This is a genomic window from Rhizobium sp. 862_C5_N1_2, from assembly GCF_051811205.1.
In the GTDB taxonomy this organism is placed as follows: Bacteria; Pseudomonadota; Alphaproteobacteria; order Rhizobiales; family Rhizobiaceae; genus Rhizobium; species Rhizobium leguminosarum.
This window is the reverse complement of the sequence record NZ_JBPWPT010000002.1, coordinates 576,813-595,668: the sequence shown is the minus strand read 5'-3', so window position 1 is coordinate 595,668 and position 18,856 is coordinate 576,813. Positions and strand designations below refer to the sequence as shown.

Here is an 18,856-nt window from a genome sequence, read left to right as displayed (position 1 = left end):
GCGCTTTGCAGATGGGAGAAATGGTGTCATACTCCTTGGCATGACCGACAACCTACAGCCGCATCGCGATATCGCGCTCCGCCACGGGCGGACCGGAATGACCCTGACGCCGATCCCGCGCCTGGAAATCGGCGTAGGACAAACGACCTCGGGAACGTCACCGTGTCTCTACCGCTCGATGATCTGCTTCATTCTGCAGGGATCGAAAGAGGTGGCCATCCACGACGACCTCCTGCGCTACGACGCGTCTCAATATCTGGTCAGCGCACTCGATCTGCCTTTGAGCGGCCAGATCCATGACGCTGACGACGGCAGTCCTTATGTGGCGATTTCGTTAGTCCTTGATCCGGCACTTCTGGCCGAGGTCGCATCGACGATGCCGGCGGTGCGCGACGCAGACGCGCCAGGCAGCGGCATCGCGATCAATCCGATGACTCCGCCGCTGCGCGACACGCTGCTGCGACTGCTGGCGTTGCTCGACACGCCTGCGGACATCCCGGCGCTCGCGCCGATGGCCGAACGCGAATTGCTTTATCGTCTCCTGCAGGGCCCGCAGGGGCGACTGTTGCGCCACATCGCCCGCCCAGAAGGCGCGATCGGCGGCATCCGCCGCGCGGTCGAATGGATCCGCGACCACGGTAATACGCGGCTGCGGATCGAGGCTCTGTGCGAAGCTGCTGGCATGAGCCGTGCGAGCCTGCATCGCCACTTTCTCGCGCTGACTGGATTGAGCCCGATCCAGTATCAGAAGCAGATACGCCTTCAGGAGGCGCGCCAGTTGCTGCTCGCCGGCGACCATAGTGCCTCCGACGTCGCCTATGCGGTCGGCTATGAGAGCCCCTCTCAGTTCAGCCGCGAATATCTGCGGCGATTCGGGGCTCCGCCCGTCCGCGACGTTCGCAGGCTTAGGCAGTCGATCAGCGACCATACGATCAGTTAGATGGCTTCGTTATTATTGAGCACAGGCTGTCGAGCGAATTTGGCGTTGTTCGCGCCATGGCTAGCTCAAACTGGGGTTGTAACAGTCGGGCGAAATACCCTCCGCAACGTTCCTCCGATCAGTCCAAGCTTTCCTCTCGCGGACGACACAATCTACAGCCTTCGCCAGTTTTAGGATCAGCCTGCAGCGACCGTTAATCGCTGCCAGTCCCCTCCCATTCGCCCGTTGGGATCAAGGGTGAATGCACGTCCCCAGGCCAGATGCGCCTGCATACTCCTACGCGACTTATCAATCTCGCCTTCGCGAATTGCATCTACAATTGCCCTGTGCTGTTGCGCGTTCAAACTCAGCCGCTCGGGATGAATTCGGTGCAGGCGCCGCGAAAGCCTGTACATTTTGTCGCGCATCTGTTGCAGGGTCCGAACCATCTCGGAATTTCCATGCAGCTCGGCAAGCGTTGTATGAAAGTCCAGATCAAGCTGGTGGTAGCGGTTCGTATTGCGTATTTCTGCGCAGATATCCTGCTCGTCCAGTATCGCGTACAGTTGTTTTAATTGGCAGTGTTGCGTGGATCGGCGCGGATCTGATACCAGGCGACCGTTTTTGGTCCCAGGGTATTTGGATGCCGCATAAGTTCAATGAAGACCGTAGGCACAAGATAGCCAAGCAGAAGTTTAAGGTCACGAACTGGGCGGCTTATAATGAAAGCCTTCGCCAGCGTGGTGATTTGACTGTCTAGGTGAGCGATAAGGCGCTTTCTCAATGGTCGGCCCAGCGCCGGACGTCTCGTGGCGGCCAGCCGAAATACTCGGACCTGGCGATTACGATGTGCCTGACCGTGCGTGTTGTTTACGAATTGCCTTTGCGTCAAACCCAAGGCCTGATGCGCAGTATCGCGGCGCTGATGGGAGTTGAAATTACCGTGCCGGATTTCTCCACCCTGTCGCGCCGGAGCAAGGGACTGGCTTTGCCGCCAGTGCGGCGGCGAACGGCCTGCTGGAGGCCGGTTCATCTGGTGGTGGACAGCACCGGTCTGAAGGTCTTTGGTGAAGGCGAATGGTTGGAAAACAAGCACAAGATCAAGGTGAAACGCAAAAGATGGCGCAAACTGCACCTTGGTCTCGATCTTGTAAGCGGAGAGATTGTCTGCTCCGATCTGACCACAGACGATGTCGGTGATCCCACAGCCCTGTCAGATCTTCTGGGCCAGATTGATGGTCCGGTCGGCAAGTTTATCGCCGATGGCGCCTATGATGGCGCGGCGCGACCCGTGATCTTCTGACGACACGCCTTGGTGAGATCGTCGAGGTCATTATCCCGCCTCCCAAGACCGCCGTTGCCAGTTTTCAATCAGCGCTCAATCCGACGGTTCGCGACCGGCATATCGCCGAAATCGAGACCAAGGGCCGGATGGCCTGGCAGAAATCCACCGGCTACAATCAGCGCAGCCGGGTAGAGACCCAAATGGGCCGATGGAAGACGGTCATTGGGCCGAAACTCAAAGCCAGGGACCTCGACAATCAGAAGACCGAAGCAAAAATCGGCGTCCGAGTTCTCAACCGGATGACTGAACTTGGCCATCCCGAGTTCAGTCGCGTTGCATGAAAAATCCAAAGGGTAGGGCTATCACGTCAAAAAGCTGATCGCTGCAACACGGCCGATCCCGGCGCATCGGCGGACCAATCACTCCGGCTTCAAGTTAGGCCGTACCAGGTCCCGCGACCCGCTCCATGAAGGGTCAGATGCCCCTGCTCGGTCAACACCCGAAGATGATCCTTGACGGTGTTGCGGCTTGCGCCTGTGGCCTTGGCCGCGTCCATCACCGTAACGCGCCCGCGCTCACGCGCAAGTTCGAGGATCGAGACCGACAACTCCGGCAGGTCGCCCAGCAGGATACGTTCACGCTCGATCTTGCGCTCGAGTCGCTGCTTCTGGCGCTGCAGGCTCCGGAGGAAAAACTCGATCCACGGGTTCCAGTCCTGTTGATCTGTCCGGATCGTGCCCTGCGTTCGGCGAAGCGCGAGGTAATAGGCTTCCTTGTTCTGCTCGACAACGCTTTCGAGAGAGCTGTATGGCACGTAGGTATAACCCGCCCGAAGGAGCAGCAAAGTGGTCAAGGCTCGCGACAGGCGGCCATTGCCATCCTGGAAAGGATGGATTTCCAGAAAGCCCACCACGAAGACAGCGACGATGAGCAGAGGGTGGAACGTCCCATCCTTCTCCTGGGCCTGTTGCCAGGACACCAGTTCCGACATCCGGCCTGGCGTATCAAAGGGGGATGCTGTCGCGAAGACGACGCCCAGGCTTCGTCCATCTTCGTCGAAGGCTTCGACGTTGTTGGCAAGGGTTTTCCAGTTTCCCCTGTGTCGCTCATCCTTAGTCGAGTGAGCGAGTAGATCGCGATGGAGTTGGCGGATGTGATTTTCGTCAAGCGGGATCGCGTCGAAGGCGGAGAAGATCGTTTCCATTACCTCGGCATAGCCTGCGACCTCCTGTTCGTCTCGGCTGGTGAACGAGCCGATACGGAGGTTCGAGAGCAGTCTTTCGACTTCTCGGTCGCTCAGTTTTGCGCCTTCGATACGGGTCGAAGAGCCGATGCTTTCGATCGTCGCGACCCGGCGCAAGCTGGAGAGCCGATCTGGCGCGATACGACCGAGCGCTCGCCATGCGCCTTTGAATTCGTCGATCTCGGCGATCAACGACAGGATCTCAGGCGTGATACGCAATTTCGCGAGATCAAGGGCCGTCATCCATTATCCCATCCGTTTCCATCCGAATGGGATATGACATACTAGGCTCCATTTTTCCATCCATTTTCATCCAATAAGGAAGAACGGCTTGCGGCCTTCGCATTTCGACGTGGCTGAACCAGAATGTCGAGCACATGGCCGTCCGCGTCGATGGCCCGCCATAGCCAATGCTTTTTGCCACGGATCGTGATCACGACCTCGTCGATGTGCCATTTATCGCGAGGCGCAGGTCGATCTCGCCGGACACAAACTGCAAAATGCCGCCCGAAGCGATTGACCCAAAGCCGGATTGCTTCCCGGCTGACAATGACACCGCGTTCGGCAAGCAGGTCTTCCACGTCGGCGGTGCTGAGCGCGAAGCGATGATAAGCCCATACCGCATAGGCGATGATTTCACGGGCAAAGCGAAAGCCTTTCAGGCGCGGCATCTGGCACGGAATATTCATCCGGCTCGAATAGCCCACCCAGACAAGTCAAACAACGTGGCAATACCGACAATAGAGCCAGTTGAAAAGCCAAGCCCGTCGGGTGCAGCAATATCCCTTTCGAAAACCTTTTAAAAACAAACTCAGTTCATTCGATTACCGATATAAACGCCGGGACCTGCTGTTCAAAGAACTTCGAGAACGAGGCGATACGGGGCGGCAGCACCTGATACGGGGGGTAATACAGGGTCAACCATAAGTCTGGCGGCGCCCAGTCCCGCAGGACGTGGACGAGCCGTCCGGTCCGCAGATGCTCGGCCACATGGAACTTGGGCAGCATGGCGACCCCGACGCCGTCGGCCGCCATCCTCGCCAACACCTCTCCGCTATTGGCGCTGAATGCCCGGCCCGCAGAAATCGTGGCGCTACCACTGCCGTCCGACAGCGTCCAGGTCTCCCGCTTGCTGTCACCGCTATAGGCCAGGCAATCGTCTGGAATGAGCTCGTTCGGATGTTTCATGTCGGAAAACCGGCTGCCTGGCGCTGCGACCAGGATACGGCGCACGACGCTGATCTTGCGCCAGATCGTGAACTTGTCCGAGGGTGCCGCGGAAATGCGGATTGCCAGATCATAGTCGTCATCGATGATGTCAACGAGTCCATCCGCAAGCGAGATCTCGAAGCTGATCTTCGGGTAGCGTTCCTTGAAGGCCGAGAGGATGGGCGGCAGGACCTGCTGGCCGAACCAGGTCGGCGCGCTGATTCGCAGGCGGCCATGATCGGCCTTGTGGGTATTCATCACGTCCTTGCGCGCGTTGTCCAACGCCTGCACCGCCGGCTGTATCTGGGCGGCGAAGATCGCGCCGTCGGTCGTCAGCGACACCTGGCGCGTGGTCCGCACGAAGAGTTGCACGCCCAGGTCTTCTTCAAGGGCCGCGATCGCCCGCGTGACGGCGGCCGGGGTCATTTCGAGCTCGCGTGCGACCTGCGCGAAGTTGCGTTTCTCGGCGGCCAGCAGAAAGGTTCGAAGCAGCTTGTAGTCGTTCATTGATTATTTCACCTGAGGCAATTCACTGACAAATATTATTGCAATTCCGACCGCTGATCAACGGGCGTACGTTTTCAATCACACCAGACAAACAACGCAGCCGCGGAAGGGCGAGCATTATGATCAAGGATATCAAGGGACTGCATCACATCACGTCGATGGCATCGGATGCCCGGCAGAACAACGCGTTCTTCACGGACACGCTTGGCCTGCGCCGCGTCAAGAAGACCGTCAATTTCGACGACCCCAACGTCTACCACCTCTATTACGGTGATGAGGCCGGCACCCCCGGCTCCGTCATGACCTACTTCCCTTTTCCCGACGTAATGCGCGGCCGCCCAGGCGTTGGCGAAGTCAGCGAAACACAGTTCGCAGTGCCTAAGGGCTCACTCTCCTTCTGGCAGGATCGCCTGTCGGCAAAAGGAGCCGTCAACCTGCTTACCGACACTGCCTTCGGCGCTGCCCGCCTCCTGTTCAAAGGGCCGGACGGCGAAGGGTTTGCCCTTGTCGAAACGGAAAATGATGGCCGCAAGGCCTGGAATGGTGCCGGCATCGACGAAAGCGTTGGCATCCGCGGCTTCACCGGTGCCAAGTTCCGCCTGCATGACACCGCTGCCACGTCCGAACTGCTTGGGTTCATGGGCTACCAGCGCGCCGAAACGGATGGTGCCGTCACCCGCTTCATCATCCCCGGCGGCAATGGTGCGGATACGATCGACCTCGAGGTCCTTCCGAACACACCTTTCGCAAGGCAGGGCGCAGGTTCGGTGCACCACATCGCTTTCGCCGTCGAGAACCGTGCAAAGCAGCTCGAAGTCCGCAAGGTTTTGATGGACACGGGTTACCAGGTAACACCTGTCATCGACCGTGATTACTTCTGGGCCATCTACTTCCGGACACCCGGCGGCGTCCTGTTCGAAATCGCCACGAACGAACCCGGTTTCGACCGCGATGAAGATACGGCGCACCTCGGCGAGGTTTTGAAGCTGCCGGCACGGTACGAGCCTTATCGTGAACAGATCGAGGCCGGGCTGGCACCGCTCGCCGCCTGACGTCGCTTTCCAACAATACGGCGGCATAACTTTCAAGACGTGCCGCCTTCCCTGCCCCATTACCTACCTTCAACTCAGTCAAAGGAAGATACGAGATGTCCAGCAAGCTTCAGGTCCTCACCCCGCAGAACAGTCAGATCATCTTCATCGACCAGCAGCCGCAGATGGCTTTCGGCGTTCAGTCGATCGACCGCCAGGTCTTGAAGAACAATGTCGTCGGTCTTGCCAAGGCCGCCAGGATTTTCAACATCCCGACCACAATCACCACCGTCGAGACCGACAGCTTCTCGGGCAACACGTTCCCGGAACTGCTCGCCGTCGCTCCCGAAAACGACATCCTTGAGCGCACATCGATGAATTCATGGGACGACCAGAACGTCCGCGACGCACTTGCCAAGCAGGCTGCCGATGGCCGCAAGAAGATTGTCGTCGCCGGCCTCTGGACCGAGGTCTGCAACACCACCTTCGCGCTCTCCTGCATGAACGATACCGACTACGAAATCTACATGGTTGCGGATGCTTCCGGCGGCACCTCCGTCGATGCGCACAAATATGCGATGGACCGCATGGTGCAGGCTGGCGTCGTTCCGGTCACCTGGCAGCAGGTCCTGCTCGAATGGCAGCGCGACTGGGCCCGCAAGGAAACCTACGACGCGGTCACGTCGCTGGTGAAGGAGCATTCCGGCGCTTACGGCATGGGCATCGATTATGCTGTTACGCATGTTCACGGTGGTTCCGAACGCGTCAAGCATGGCAAGCGGATCGGCCCGAACCCTGCCAAGTAAACCGTCAATCACTCCGGCCGGCTGCGTCCTGCCGGAGTGATTTTCTTTCACCACGCGAGGTACCCCCATGAAACTCTATCTTCTTTCACTTGGTGCCGGCCTGCTGGTGGGCGTGATCTACAGCCTGCTCAATGTCCGCTCGCCTGCCCCGCCTGTCGTCGCGCTCATCGGGCTGCTCGGCATCCTTGTCGGCGAGCAGCTCGTGCCGCTGGCAAAGAGCATTTGGGCTCGCGAACCTGCCGCCGTCTCCTGGCTTCATCAGGTCAAGCCGCACATGTTCGGTCACCTTCCGAAGGGCGGGAAAAACGTGGTGGCGGTGAACCCACCCCATGTAGATTCAACATCGGGGAAAAGCTGATGACGACGCGCCGCACATTCCTGGGCGCAGCATCGAGCCTCGCCTTTTCAAACTTGTTTTCACCGGCCAATGCCGCCGATCCCAACAAGACCGGAGCCGCTTCCATGTACGCAGACATCGTTCTTCACAATGGATTGATCACGACGCTTGATCGCGCGAATCCGAACGCCACCGCAATCGCCGTCAAGGACGGCCTATTCATGGACGTGGGCACCGACCGTGACGTCATGGTGCTTGCCGGACCCGATACGAAGATCGTCGATCTCAAGGGCAAGCGTGTATTGCCTGGTCTGATCGACAACCACACGCACGTCGTGCGCGGTGGCCTGAACTTCAACATGGAGCTTCGCTGGGACGGCGTGCGGTCGCTCGCCGATGCGATGGACATGCTGAAACGACAGGTGGCGATCACGCCTGCTCCGCAATGGGTGCGTGTCGTCGGGGGCTTCAGCGAAATCCAGTTCGCGGAAAAACGCCTGCCGACGATCGACGAGATCAATGCTATTGCACCCGATACGCCTGTCTTTCTGCTGCATCTCTATGACCGCGCACTGCTCAACGGTGCTGCCCTTCGTGCCGTCGGCTATACCAAGGACACGCCGAACCCTCCAGGCGGCGAGATTACCCGCGACGCCAACGGCAATCCGACGGGCCTTTTGCTTGCCAAGCCGAATGCGGGCATTCTCTATTCGACTTTGTCGAAAGGGCCCAAGCTTCCGTTCGAATATCAAGTCAATTCCACCCGCCACTTCATGAGGGAACTGAACCGGCTGGGCATCACCGGCGTTATCGATGCCGGCGGCGGTTTCCAGAATTACCCGGACGACTATGCGGTGATCCAGAAGCTCTCGGACGAGGACCAGCTTACAGTACGTCTGGCCTACAATCTCTTCACGCAGAAGCCGAAGGAAGAGAAGCAGGATTTCCTTAACTGGACGCAGTCGGTCAAATACAAGCAGGGCAACGATTATTTCCGTCACAACGGCGCCGGCGAGATGCTGGTGTTTTCCGCCGCGGACTTCGAAGATTTTCGCCAGCCCCGCCCGGACATGCCGCCGGAAATGGAAGGCGAACTGGAGGACGTCGTTCGAGTCCTCGCTGAAAACCGCTGGCCCTGGCGGCTTCACGCCACCTATGACGAAACGATCAGCCGCTCGCTCGATGTGTTCGAGAAGGTCAACAAGGACATCCCGCTCGAGGGCCTGAACTGGTTCTTCGACCATGCAGAGACGATTTCCGATCGCTCGATCGACCGTATCGCAGCGCTCGGTGGCGGCATCGCCACGCAGCATCGCATGGCCTATCAGGGAGAATATTTCGTCGAGCGATACGGCCACGGCGTTGCAGAAGCGACACCGCCGATCAGGCGCATGCTCGATAAGGGCATCAACGTCTCTGCCGGTACCGATGCGACGCGCGTCGCCTCCTATAATCCGTGGGTCTCGCTGTCCTGGATGGTAACGGGCAAGACCGTCGGCGGCATGCAGCTCTATCGCCGCGCCAATTGCCTCGACCGTGAAACGGCGCTGCGCATGTGGACCGAGAAGGTCACTTGGTTCTCTAACGAGGAAGGCAAGAAGGGCCGCATCGAGAAGGGCCAGTTCGCCGATCTCGTCGTGCCGGATAGGGACTTCTTCACCTGCCCAGAGGATGAGATCTCGTTTCTGTCCTCGCAGTTGACCATGGTCGGCGGCAAGATCGTCTTCGGTGCGGGCGACTTCAAGTCACTCGACGAGAACGACGTGCCTCCTGCGATGCCGGACTGGTCTCCCGTGCGCACGTTCGGCGGCTACGCGGCATGGGGCGAACCGCAGGGCGCAGGCATGAACTCCTTGCGCCGTACCGCGATCTCGACGTGCGGTTGCGCCAGTTCCTGCAATGTCCATGGTCACGACCACGCCGGCGCCTGGACATCGAAGCTGCCGATTGCCGATCTCAAGGGCTTCTTCGGCGCGCTTGGTTGTGCCTGCTGGGCCGCGTGACGCCGCGCGGTATCGCGCCTGAATTGAGTGGGCAGCGGCCTCCGCTGCCCAATTTGCTCTATCGGATCGTTTATTGCGAAAATCGCAATTAAATCGAAATAATTGATGCAATTGTTGGCGGTAATCTTTCTGGCCAATATCGCTCCACCAGCGGCAAACAAAGCCGCTTGTTTTGATCGACAACACGACAGGAGCAGACATGATTGATCATTTTTCGTCCAGCCGTCACCGGGGCTCTCGTCTTGCGCGGATCATCACTGCACCAGCGACACGGTTCGTCGCGCTCCTCGCTCTCTGCGCGGCCTATATCCAGGGGCCGCTCACCAAGCTCTTCGATTTCCAGGGCGCAATCGCTGAAATGAACCATTTCGGTCTGTATCCGGCGGCATTCTTCGCGGTCGCCGTTATCACCTTCGAATTAGCGGCCTCGGCCATGGTGGTGTCGGGGATCCTTCGCTGGGCAGGTGCGCTGGCGCTCGCCGGGTTCACACTCTTTGCCACCCTTATCGCCCTTCGTTTCTGGGAGCTGCCCCCGGGCATGGAGCGCATGATGGCAACCAACGCCTTCTTCGAACATCTCGGGCTCGCTGGGGCTTTCATCATTGTCGCGACAATTGATCTGACCAAGGGAGCTGGCAAATGAGCACTACCAAATCCTCCGGGAGCAGCTTTGCCCCCCTTGCCCAGCCCGTCTTTGCAGTTCTTTGGGCTGCAACCGTCCTCGGAAATACCGGCAGCTTTATGCGCGATGTCGCCAGTTCCTGGCTCATGACCGATCTATCGGCGTCGCCGGCGGCCGTCGCGCTGGTGCAGGCGGCCGGAACCCTGCCGATCTTCCTCCTGGCGATACCTGCAGGCGTGCTCACCGATATTCTCGATCGCCGCAAATTCCTGATCGCCGTGCAGATCTTGCTCGCGTCGGTCAGCGTAAGCCTCATGATCCTGGCAAATACCGGCATGCTTTCGGTCAGTGCGCTGATCGGCCTGACCTTCCTTGGCGGCATCGGCGCCGCATTGATGGGGCCGACCTGGCAGGCGATCGTGCCCGAACTGGTGAAGAGAGACGACGTCAAGAACGCCGTCGCGCTCAACTCGCTCGGCATCAATATCGCCCGGTCGATCGGGCCGGCTGCCGGCGGCCTGCTCCTTGCTGCCTTCGGCGCGGGCGTCACCTATGGCGCGGATGTTGCGAGCTATTTCGTCGTCATCGCGGCGCTCGTCTGGTGGCCGCGGGCAAAGAACGCGAATGATGCGTTGGCGGAAGGCTTCTTCGGCGCCTTCCGTGCAGGCCTGCGCTACACCCGCGCCAGCAAGCCCTTGCATGTCGTACTTTTGCGCGCGGCGATCTTCTTTGCCTTCGCCAGTGCCATCTGGGCACTCCTGCCGCTCGTCGCCCGAGAGTTGCTCGGCGGTGACGCAGGCTTCTACGGTATCCTGCTTGGCGCCGTTGGCGCCGGCGCGATCGGCGGCGCATTGCTCATGCCTAAACTGCGCGAGCGTTTTAATGCCGATGGCCTGCTGCTCGGTGCCGCTGTTATCACAGCACTCGTCATGGGCGCTTTGTCGCTCGCGCCGCCGAAATGGGTCGCCATCATTGTTCTGCTCTTTCTCGGAGGTGCTTGGATCACTGCCCTGACCACATTGAATGGCGCAGCGCAGGCCGTGCTCCCGAACTGGGTCCGCGGTCGCGGACTGGCGGTCTATCTCACCGTCTTCAATGGTGCGATGACGGCAGGTAGCCTTGGCTGGGGTGCAGTTGGTGAAGCTGCTGGGGTGCCGGGAGCGCTGCTGATCGGCGCGGTGGGACTGCTCGTTGCAGGCTTCATCATGCATCGTTTAAAGCTGCCGGCCGGCGACGCGGATATGGTGCCGTCCAATCACTGGCCAGAACCCTTGGTCGCCGAGCCTGTCGCCCACGACCGCGGACCTGTTCTGATCCTCATCGAATACCATGTCGAAAAACATCATCGCACAGCCTTCCTGCATGCGCTGGATGAGATGTCCCACGAGCGACGCCGGGACGGCGCCTACGGATGGGGGGTGACGGAAGACTCCGCCGATCCGCAAAAGATCGTCGAATGGTTCATGGTCGAATCCTGGGCCGAGCATCTTCGCCAGCACAAGCGGGTCTCAAACGCCGATGCTGACCTACAGGGCCAGGTCCTCGCTTATCACTCAGGAACGGACAAGCCGGTCGTCCGGCATTTCCTCACAATCAACCGGCCGGGGGCCGCCTAGCAACGCGGGAGAGCGGCATCCCGACTACCCTCGAATCATAGCCATCAAAGGATCACGGTACGCGACAATGACCGAGAATTTCCCTTCCATCACCCGCCGCAGCGCATTGCTTTCCGGCGCTGCCACCGCAGCCGCCATGGCATTCCCCACATCTTTCGGGTTTGCTGCCAACATTTCTTCCACCCCCACCTCAATCAAAGGAGACAATAGAATGGGCTACATCACCACCAAGGACGGCGTCGAAATCTTCTACAAGGATTGGGGTCCGAAGGATGCCCAGCCGATCGTCTTTCACCATGGCTGGCCGCTCTCGTCGGACGATTGGGACGCACAGATGCTGTTCTTTCTGTCGAAGGGTTACCGCGTTGTCGCCCACGACCGTCGTGGTCACGGTCGTTCGGCACAGGTTTCCGACGGACACGATATGGACCACTACGCTGCCGACGCCTTTGCTGTCGTCGAAGCGCTCGATCTGAAGAATGCCGTTCATATCGGCCATTCGACCGGCGGCGGAGAAGTTGCCCGCTACGTTGCAAAATATGGCCAGCCCGCTGGCCGCGTTGCCAAGGCCGTTCTGGTTTCCGCCGTCCCGCCGCTGATGCTCAAGACCGAGACAAATCCGGGCGGCTTGCCAATGGAAGTGTTCGATGGCATCCGCCAGGGCGTAGCTGAGAACCGCGCGCAGCTCTTCGTCGATTTTCCCACTGGTCCGTTCTATGGTTTCAACCGCCCTGACGCCAAGGTCTATCCGGGCGTTATCCAGAATTGGTGGCGGCAGGGCATGATGGGCAGTGCCAAGGCCCATTACGACGGCATCAAGGCCTTCTCCGAGACGGATCAAACGGAAGACCTCAAGGCAATCACTGTTCCGACGCTCGTTATGCACGGCGACGACGACCAGGTCGTGCCGATCGACAACGCCGGCAAGCTTTCCGTCAAGCTGGTGCAGAACGGCACCCTGAAGGTCTATCAGGGTTATCCGCATGGCATGCTGACAACCCATGCCGATGTCCTGAACGCCGACCTCTTGGCATTTGTCCAGGCTTAATTGGACTGTCCGGGTGAGGCCGTTTCGGCCGCACCCGGATCCGGCCACACAAGCTCGACCAATATGGCCATCGCCGTGAGTTTTCTGTTCTGAAGCTTAGCTCAAGAGCAGTGATGCGCGATTGTGTTTCCGTCAGTGTCGGTTGCGCAAGCGCCAAGCCGCAGGAGGCACTCCCTCGGCCCTCGTGAAGGTTGCGACGAATTCATTTTCGTCCGGAAAGCCGCACTCTGCAGCGATCCGGGCAATAGTTTCACCGGTTCTGCTCAGTTGCGATTGGGCTCTGCTCATTCGATATGACGCGATCCATTCCGAAACTGACTGCCCGGTCGTGCTCAAAAATCCGGAACAGAGCTCATCGACTGAAAACCCGCACGCTTCGGCGATCTTATCGACCGGTGTGCCGCCTGATAGGTTCGCAGCTATGTACGCCTTGATGCGCTTTTCCTGCAGCGGAGACAGTTGACCGGTGCCCGAAAGGTGCTGGATGGGGGACCGCCCATAACGATGCGTAAGATGGGCGCTTAGCGCTAATCCGATATGAGGAAGCAGTGTGTCCCTGACTTCGTCCGGCATGTCGAACATCGGTATCAGTGCAGCGCCGATATTGCGGACCACCTGATCGTCAATCCCGCGGCAGGTTATGAGGTCATCAATACGCGGCTCGCCTGCTTCCTCAGCGAGCTCGATAAAAAGCGCGCTTGGGATATGAAACGCGAGTGCTTCGAAGCGGCCACGAACAGAAATTGCGGCGCCGTTCCTCAGACTGATAAGACACATAGAACCTCTGGAATAGGCCTTCAGAGGTGTCCGTCCACCGTCCGGGCGGATGTCACAATGATCAACGTCGACGAGATAAAGCATGACCAGAAAGGCGTCATCAGCCGGCAGGATGATTGTATGTTCGCCATTGTCATAGGAGTGCTCGAGATGGACGACAGCGAGCTTTGCCTCGTAAAGAGGCCTGATTGCCAGCGCCCTTGCAGCACTAATCCCAAAACACGCCGCAATTCTCTCACTGACCGTCAACGCTTCACTCACATGTGTCTCGATCATCCTGGCTGGGGACTGTATAGCCGTCCCGACGAGATGCTGCGCTTCAAAGTTTCCTACACAGGTTTCAAACGGCAATATTGAACAAAAGGATCCTCGCGGGGCCGATTTAACAAATTGTCGTGTGGCAACTTAGCGTGGGAAAGCTACCAAGCCGGCATGTCCCGTGTTCGAGTGTCTAAAAATGAAAGAAGTGCGTCGTGGTCCAAGTTCTCCCCCTCCGCCACCAATCTTCCACTGGAAACTCGACCGACGGGTTCGGGTGCTCGTTGAAGCAGTTGTCGATCAACCAAAGCCTACCTGGTTCAGACATCGATATCTTTCGGAAGGCGACAGTCAACACTAAAATCGATCAGGTTATGACACCGGCAAGCGATCGAGGTTTCGTCGTGGGGGTTTCCTCGCTTGGTGGCCACACACGGCGCATCTTCCACGAACATCGTGCGACAACCCACGACTTTACCGAGAACTCTATCTATATTCGCGATCTCTCGGACGCCTACAAGGCGGATCTCGGGGGTCCTTTCGATTTCGTGTTGTTTGAGATTTCGCCAGCGTCCCTCGGCAAAATTGCCGATGATGCTGAGATGCCCGGCGTGACGTCGCTGGTAGTTGAAACCGCGTCAAAAGATATTGTGCTTGCTAATCTCGCTCGGGCGCTGATCCCGGCACTCGAAAAGCCGGACGAAGCCAACGCGCTGTTCGTCGAGCAAATGACGACAGCCATCGGCACCTACCTGGTCCAGCGCTACGGCGGCCGGCCAACGGTAGCCTCCGATAGGTCGGGCAGCCTCTCGCGGACGCATGAGGATCTGGCGAAAAGTCTGCTTCTTGAGAACCTCGACGGCAACGTGTCGATTTCCGAAGTCGCGCAGATGTGCAACCTGTCGCGCGGCTATTTCATTCGCGCTTTTCGAGAGACGACCGGTATGACGCCCTATCAATGGGTCCTTCGTGAGCGAATAGACCGTGCCCGCGACCTCTTGCGGACCTCAAATACTCCGCTCGCCGAAGTGGCCATCGCCTGCGGCTTCGCCGACCAAAGCCATTTCACGCGCGTCTTTGCAGGTATCGTCGGCACCACGCCTGGCAATTGGCGGCGCAACACCTGATCCAGACGAATCCTCTTGGAAGATTCGTTCGAACCGGAAGCTCTTGACCCGATTCGAACCTGAGATACACCAAATCCCACAGCAGCTCCATCCGAGGTGCGCTAAATTGATTCACTTGCCCAATCTTCATTCGCGTGGCGAATTCGTATTACAAAAATTGTCTCATCATCTTCGATCCAACAAACGATTAGATGCGCTTTGAAGGGATGTATCCTAACGGGCGGATCAATCTCATCCCGTTCGCGCGCGATGCGTGGATTGACAGCTATCAGATCAAATAATGCGAAAAGTTCATTGTGGTATCGCTTTGCCTGGCCTGCCCCGAACACACGGACACCTTGCTCGGCGATCGCAATAATGTCCTCTTCCGCTTCGGCAGAAAGCTTAAAACTCATAACTTGCTGGCACGAGCCATCGCTTCAGCAAAGAGTTCATCCTTTGATCGGATGCCGACACCACTTTGGAGCCCGGCCTCGACGAAGCTTTGCATGGCGGCGATCTTGTCGTTTCGCGTCTGGTCGCGTCGGATCAGGTCGCGCACGTAGTCGCTAGCATTCGAATATCGCCCTGTCCTGGCCTGGGCCTCCACCCAATCCTTCATCGGGCCTGGAAGAGATACGTTCATCGTGGCCATTGATAACCTCCATTTGAAGGCAACTTAGCCGATTTTGGCAAAGTTTGTCAAAAGCTCGAATGCCTCCAATGAGATGCGGACCAGTTCATCTCGATAGCATCAACTTCAATGACTTGGAGAATCTACACCAAGTGCAACATGGGCGTTTGGTCCGTTCGCCCTATCGTACGATTTCGCACCGCTCTTGTTCCGACCAGCGGTTGTTCGTGCGCGGGCCGCGTTTGCCCTTCGTGCCGCCCGGCAAACAATCCTTGATCCGTTCCCACTGGCCATCCCGAAGCGCATCACAATCCACGGCCGATCTCCAAAAGTCAGCCTTGAATCTGATTTGCGCCTCCGGCGGAATCCCAAATCGTTAAATCGTCACCACGACCTAATTCGGTCGAAGCCTTTTGGTCGCAATCATCATGACGAGATCTTCGGAGGCATCTGCGAGCGCCAGTGCCAATTCCGCAGCCGACCATCCACGTTTCTGCAAACTGACGAGCATTTCCACCATCGCGACTTCGACTTCTCGTCTGCAGCTCGAAATCGGCTTCAATTCGATATGTTTCTCATCACATGCCGTGGTCATCGTAGCCTCCGCTCTGCCATATGAAAGGCAGCGTTAACAATTTCGACAATGGGTGGATATGGTAGGGGTTGCATGCAAGCCGAGCCATTACACATCGACACAGATTGCCTCGGCTGCGCGCAACCCCTCGCGCGCCATTATTTGCCGATGTCCGGCATCAGGAGCGTCTCGCATGAATCTGCACAATAGGTGGTGGAATTCTTCCCGGCGCCTGAGGGATGCACGCGGAATGAGTCCTGTTGCAAGCCAACGCTTGCGCAAAGCGCGCAAGAACAATCCTCCGATGGTTCACGACCTATCCTCCTATTTTTGCTTGTTTTGTTTTGAACAAGTATCGTTGTAAGTTGCCGGCGCCTCGAAACCACATTGCACCGGCAGCTGCGTATTTTGGAAGTTTCGAACTTCCTTCGGAATTAACCACTACTCATTTAGATATATGAACAGGACGCAATTGTCGTTATCGCCGCATCCTGAAACTTATCAGTCCGTCCATTTATGCTCGCCAGGGAATATGATAGGTAGCGGTTTTGTCGCAAACTTTTTAAAAGGCCGCAGAAGCGGCCATCGCTGGACACAGTTATGCAGCGAGTGCGGCGAATTGCTGAAATGCCGATTGGCAACTGGTTGAAAATTGGCACTTGCGGATCATGTGAGCCACCTCGATACCATCCAGTGTTGCTGACGCAGACTGAAAGGATTTGAACCCCTTCATGGGGCGGGTCAGCTTCTTGATAAACCGGTGGTCCTGCTCAATCGTGTTGTTGGGGTATTTGACCTGCCGGATCTCGATCAGCCAGAACCATCCATACAACAGCAGCCGCCAGTTGATGTTTTGCAATCCTGCCAGGTTCGCGCCGCTCTTGTCGATGACGACCTTTTCGGGCCAGCCATTGTTCTTAATCGTGCGGGCGAAGAACGCGCTGGCCGCGGCCTCATCGCGGTGCTCAGACAGCATGAAATCAAGGGTTTTGCCGAATTTGTCGACAGCCCGATAGAAATAGGTCCACTTGCCTTTGACCTGGATATAGGTCTCGTCCATCCGCCAGGAGCTGCTGGTTGCGGATTTGCGCCGCTGGGCCTGGCAGGCAATCAGGGGCGAATATTTCACGACCCATCTGTTCAGCGTCAGGTGGTCAACGGTAACGCCGCGCTCGGCCATAATCTCTTCCAGATCACGATAGGAGACCGCATATCTCACGTAGAAAAATACCGCGTATAAAAGCACGTCTTTCGGGTAGTGACTGCCTTTGAAATCGACCATGATCGGGAAACTCAATCTGCCTGCTCATCTTAACCCCGGATCTACGCCTACAATACTGGTTGCAAACCCGGTGAAAAGTTTTGCGACAGAACCATCACCGGTCCACAAAACAGCACCCGGGGTCCCGAGGATTCAAAAGGAGCTTGAGAACGCTTCCTGCTTCGACCCCGTCGAAATCGACACCGGGGAGCCCCACGTTCTTTTGAACCGTATGACCGCTGTCTGACAAGCAACAAACGACTGCAGTCGGATAGACGTTTTCACCGTATGCAACATATCGCATGGTTAGAACCCTCCCCTGAACGCGGTGCCAGTTTCGGCGTCGGTGGCCCAACAAAGCGGCATCTCCGACGCGTAGCAAAAGGAGAGCCAGGAAGGCCGCGCAGATAAACACGATTTCCATTCTTCGACTTTCCCTACGTGTTCACAGACGCCACGGTTGGGGCACGAACCTTGGCGTCTCCAGGGATCCGAAATGGGTTACCGGGCCCTCATCATTAGGCGTTGCTCTGGTATTGCCAAGTTGTTGGACTTGTCTGCGTGGGCTATTCGAGCCGGATGAATATCCCGTGCCAAATGCCGCGCCTGAAAGGCTTTCGCTTTGCCCGTGAAATCATCTCCTATGCGGTATGGGCTTATCATCGCTTCGCGCTCAGCACCGGCGACGTGGAAGACCTGCTCGCCGAACGCGGTGTCATTGTCAGCCGGGAAGCAATCCGGCTTTGGGTCAATCGCTTCGGGCGGCATTTTGCAGTTTGTGTCCGGCGAGATCGACCTGCGCCTCGCGATAAATGGCACATCGACGAGGTCGTAATCACGATCCGTGGCAAAAAGCATTGGCTATGGCGGGCCATCGACGCGGACGGCCATGTGCTCGACATTCTGGTTCAGCCACGTCGAAATGCGAAGGCCGCAAGGCGTTTCCTGCGCGGCCTGGTTGCTCGGTTCGGCATGCCAATGGTTGTCGTTACGGACAAACTCCGCAGCTACATCAAGCCGCTCCGAAGCCTCGCGGCAGGCGCCGAGCATCGGGCGCACAAAGGGCTCAATAACGCGGTCGAAGTCTCGCACAGGCCGACACGAAAGCAGGAGAAGATATTCGGCCGGTTCAAGTCACCACGGCAAGCACAGAGGTTTCTCGCTGCCCACGACCAGATCAATCTGATCTTCCGGCCCCGCCGCCACAAAATTAACGCCGCGTCTTGCCGTCACGCCAGGGCGGATGCGTTTGCCCTCTGGCATCATTACACCGCAGAAATGACCGCCTGAGCTCGCCCAGTTGCTCGCGCGCAACTTGCTTCAAACAACTTGGCGATACCCTGTAAATGGTGACACCGTTATCATGGATCGCGACATGGCGAAGAAGTTCGTTGAAGCTGCCTATTCGGTCGGCCGGTATCATGGTCTGTTCGCCTAGTCCGGAAATATAAGATCATACCAGTTGAAGCGCAGCTATCAGCCGTCCTCGCCCGGATTGTCGAATGCAAATCGAACTTGATCCCCACCGGAAGCGGCAACACGATAAGCTTCGTATTTCGTGGATGGACATCGCCCATGCGCTGCAGTGTGCACGTTTTCGTTGCAGCCAATGGCCCAGTC

21 protein-coding genes and 2 pseudogenes are annotated in these 18,856 nt (G+C 58.0%); 11 read left to right on the top strand and 12 right to left on the bottom strand.

Annotated features, from left to right (window positions below; translation table 11 throughout):
- The first annotated feature begins 40 nt into the window (after nt 1–40).
- Nucleotides 41–940: an AraC family transcriptional regulator gene (locus tag ACD590_RS27025; RefSeq protein ID WP_210068911.1), complete on the top strand. Its 900-nt coding sequence runs from the start codon at nt 41–43 to the stop codon at nt 938–940.
- A 176-nt stretch (nt 941–1,116) separates the two neighbouring features.
- Here ACD590_RS27025 and ACD590_RS27020 read toward each other — a convergent pair whose 3' ends face one another.
- Nucleotides 1,117–1,485: an FCD domain-containing protein gene (locus ACD590_RS27020; protein ID WP_439004062.1), complete on the bottom strand. Its 369-nt coding sequence runs from the start codon at nt 1,483–1,485 to the stop codon at nt 1,117–1,119.
- Between the two features lie 194 nt (nt 1,486–1,679).
- Here ACD590_RS27020 and ACD590_RS27015 point away from each other — a divergent pair, with 194 nt between their 5' ends.
- Nucleotides 1,680–2,222 carry an IS5 family transposase gene (locus ACD590_RS27015; protein ID WP_439020998.1) on the top strand — a complete coding sequence of 181 codons (543 nt, stop codon included), beginning with the start codon at nt 1,680–1,682 and terminating at the stop codon, nt 2,220–2,222.
- Between the two features lie 68 nt (nt 2,223–2,290).
- Here the strand turns inward: ACD590_RS27015 and ACD590_RS27010 are convergent, their stop codons facing one another.
- The 4 genes and pseudogenes from ACD590_RS27010 to ACD590_RS26995 all read right to left on the bottom strand — a co-directional run bounded on the left by ACD590_RS27010 (nt 2,291) and on the right by ACD590_RS26995 (nt 5,163).
- Nucleotides 2,291–2,521 carry a hypothetical protein gene (locus ACD590_RS27010; RefSeq protein WP_439020996.1) on the bottom strand — a complete coding sequence of 77 codons (231 nt, stop codon included), beginning with the start codon at nt 2,519–2,521 and terminating at the stop codon, nt 2,291–2,293.
- Between the two features lie 113 nt (nt 2,522–2,634).
- On the bottom strand, nt 2,635–3,690 hold the full coding sequence (locus ACD590_RS27005) for a Fic family protein (RefSeq protein WP_439003815.1): 1,056 nt from the start codon (nt 3,688–3,690) through the stop codon (nt 2,635–2,637).
- An 83-nt stretch (nt 3,691–3,773) separates the two neighbouring features.
- Nucleotides 3,774–4,136 (bottom strand): annotated as a pseudogene (locus ACD590_RS27000) (IS6 family transposase); the annotation flags it as partial.
- A gap of 127 nt (nt 4,137–4,263) precedes the next feature.
- A complete protein-coding gene (locus ACD590_RS26995) occupies nt 4,264–5,163 on the bottom strand; it encodes a LysR family transcriptional regulator (RefSeq protein ID WP_210068915.1) in 900 nt (299 codons plus the stop codon).
- 119 nt (nt 5,164–5,282) lie between these two features.
- Here ACD590_RS26995 and ACD590_RS26990 point away from each other — a divergent pair, with 119 nt between their 5' ends.
- From ACD590_RS26990 to ACD590_RS26965, 6 genes are all read left to right on the top strand, one after another.
- Complete coding sequence (locus ACD590_RS26990) at nt 5,283–6,215, top strand: VOC family protein (protein ID WP_130729850.1); 933 nt, start codon at nt 5,283–5,285, stop codon at nt 6,213–6,215.
- A 95-nt stretch (nt 6,216–6,310) separates the two neighbouring features.
- The gene (locus ACD590_RS26985) at nt 6,311–7,000 is read left to right on the top strand and encodes a hydrolase (RefSeq protein WP_439003814.1); all 690 of its coding nucleotides are present in this window, start codon (nt 6,311–6,313) and stop codon (nt 6,998–7,000) included.
- A gap of 67 nt (nt 7,001–7,067) precedes the next feature.
- Nucleotides 7,068–7,358 (top strand): XapX domain-containing protein, encoded by a 291-nt coding sequence (locus tag ACD590_RS26980; protein ID WP_112908192.1) that lies wholly within the window; start codon nt 7,068–7,070, stop codon nt 7,356–7,358.
- Nucleotides 7,358–9,340 (top strand): amidohydrolase, encoded by a 1,983-nt coding sequence (locus ACD590_RS26975; protein WP_439003813.1) that lies wholly within the window; start codon nt 7,358–7,360, stop codon nt 9,338–9,340. The genes ACD590_RS26980 and ACD590_RS26975 overlap by 1 nt, the downstream gene beginning before the upstream one ends.
- A gap of 199 nt (nt 9,341–9,539) precedes the next feature.
- A complete protein-coding gene (locus tag ACD590_RS26970) occupies nt 9,540–9,983 on the top strand; it encodes a DoxX family protein (RefSeq protein ID WP_439004061.1) in 444 nt (147 codons plus the stop codon).
- Nucleotides 9,980–11,578: an MFS transporter gene (locus ACD590_RS26965; protein WP_439003812.1), complete on the top strand. Its 1,599-nt coding sequence runs from the start codon at nt 9,980–9,982 to the stop codon at nt 11,576–11,578. Before ACD590_RS26970 ends, ACD590_RS26965 begins: the two co-directional genes overlap by 4 nt.
- Nucleotides 11,579–11,602: 24 nt before the next feature.
- On the opposite strand, the gene ACD590_RS26960 is transcribed toward ACD590_RS26965, so the two are convergent.
- The gene (locus tag ACD590_RS26960; RefSeq protein ID WP_245368968.1) at nt 11,603–11,752 is read right to left on the bottom strand and encodes a hypothetical protein; all 150 of its coding nucleotides are present in this window, start codon (nt 11,750–11,752) and stop codon (nt 11,603–11,605) included.
- A 37-nt stretch (nt 11,753–11,789) separates the two neighbouring features.
- Between ACD590_RS26960 and ACD590_RS26955 the strand changes: the two genes are divergently transcribed.
- On the top strand, nt 11,790–12,626 hold the full coding sequence (locus ACD590_RS26955) for an alpha/beta fold hydrolase (protein ID WP_439003810.1): 837 nt from the start codon (nt 11,790–11,792) through the stop codon (nt 12,624–12,626).
- A gap of 132 nt (nt 12,627–12,758) precedes the next feature.
- On the opposite strand, the gene ACD590_RS26950 is transcribed toward ACD590_RS26955, so the two are convergent.
- A complete protein-coding gene (locus tag ACD590_RS26950; RefSeq protein WP_439004060.1) occupies nt 12,759–13,652 on the bottom strand; it encodes a helix-turn-helix transcriptional regulator in 894 nt (297 codons plus the stop codon).
- Between the two features lie 302 nt (nt 13,653–13,954).
- On the opposite strand from ACD590_RS26950, the gene ACD590_RS26945 reads away from it, so the two are divergent.
- On the top strand, nt 13,955–14,788 hold the full coding sequence (locus ACD590_RS26945) for a helix-turn-helix domain-containing protein (RefSeq protein WP_439004059.1): 834 nt from the start codon (nt 13,955–13,957) through the stop codon (nt 14,786–14,788).
- 101 nt (nt 14,789–14,889) lie between these two features.
- Here the strand turns inward: ACD590_RS26945 and ACD590_RS26940 are convergent, their stop codons facing one another.
- The 5 genes and pseudogenes from ACD590_RS26940 to ACD590_RS26920 all read right to left on the bottom strand — a co-directional run bounded on the left by ACD590_RS26940 (nt 14,890) and on the right by ACD590_RS26920 (nt 17,257).
- Nucleotides 14,890–15,183 carry a type II toxin-antitoxin system RelE/ParE family toxin gene (locus ACD590_RS26940; protein ID WP_439003809.1) on the bottom strand — a complete coding sequence of 98 codons (294 nt, stop codon included), beginning with the start codon at nt 15,181–15,183 and terminating at the stop codon, nt 14,890–14,892.
- A complete protein-coding gene (locus tag ACD590_RS26935) occupies nt 15,180–15,422 on the bottom strand; it encodes a type II toxin-antitoxin system ParD family antitoxin (RefSeq protein WP_439003808.1) in 243 nt (80 codons plus the stop codon). Before ACD590_RS26935 ends, ACD590_RS26940 begins: the two co-directional genes overlap by 4 nt.
- Nucleotides 15,423–15,618: 196 nt before the next feature.
- Nucleotides 15,619–15,717: pseudogene (locus ACD590_RS26930) on the bottom strand (IS5/IS1182 family transposase); the annotation flags it as partial.
- A gap of 78 nt (nt 15,718–15,795) precedes the next feature.
- Nucleotides 15,796–15,996 carry a hypothetical protein gene (locus ACD590_RS26925; RefSeq protein WP_018444696.1) on the bottom strand — a complete coding sequence of 67 codons (201 nt, stop codon included), beginning with the start codon at nt 15,994–15,996 and terminating at the stop codon, nt 15,796–15,798.
- A 577-nt stretch (nt 15,997–16,573) separates the two neighbouring features.
- A complete protein-coding gene (locus ACD590_RS26920) occupies nt 16,574–17,257 on the bottom strand; it encodes an IS6 family transposase (RefSeq protein ID WP_439004058.1) in 684 nt (227 codons plus the stop codon).
- 558 nt (nt 17,258–17,815) lie between these two features.
- On the opposite strand from ACD590_RS26920, the gene ACD590_RS26915 reads away from it, so the two are divergent.
- Complete coding sequence (locus ACD590_RS26915; protein ID WP_439004057.1) at nt 17,816–18,526, top strand: IS6 family transposase; 711 nt, start codon at nt 17,816–17,818, stop codon at nt 18,524–18,526.
- The last annotated feature ends 330 nt before the right edge of the window (nt 18,527–18,856 follow it).